General features: G+C 50.3%; 1 protein-coding gene. It reads left to right on the top strand.

Annotated features, from left to right (window positions below; genetic code table 11):
- A partial coding sequence (locus L1070_RS20225; protein WP_237126919.1) for a hypothetical protein occupies nt 1-340 on the top strand: 340 nt, incomplete at both ends.

The following is a 340-nucleotide window of genomic DNA, read 5'->3' as shown; positions in this document are numbered from 1 at the left end:
TACTGTGGTGATCAACGATGGTACTAGTAATAGTGTGTCTCGCACTGCCACGGTCTCAGTGAGCAATGTCACAGCGGCAACAAGTACCGCAGCGAGCTTTAATACCAGCAATGGTACAAATCTATCACCCGCCATTACTTTCACCAGCGATGACGAAACGCTGACCATAGGTGCGACCACGCATATCACAGGCTCAACTGCCGACGGTGGGGGCGGTACAGATATTTTGAGCGTGCCAACAGGGTCAAATCTGGCTAACTTTACCTCATTGACTAACTTTGAGACGCTCACGCCAGACAATGATGCGTCGTTAACTCTAACTGAAACGCAGCATGACGCG

Origin of the sequence: Pseudoalteromonas sp. MMG022, assembly GCF_021654245.1 — a bacterium.
GTDB classification, from domain to species: Bacteria; Pseudomonadota; Gammaproteobacteria; order Enterobacterales; family Alteromonadaceae; genus Pseudoalteromonas; species Pseudoalteromonas amylolytica.
The sequence above is the reverse complement of the archived record's forward strand: the minus strand, read 5'-3'. Positions and strand labels throughout refer to the sequence as shown.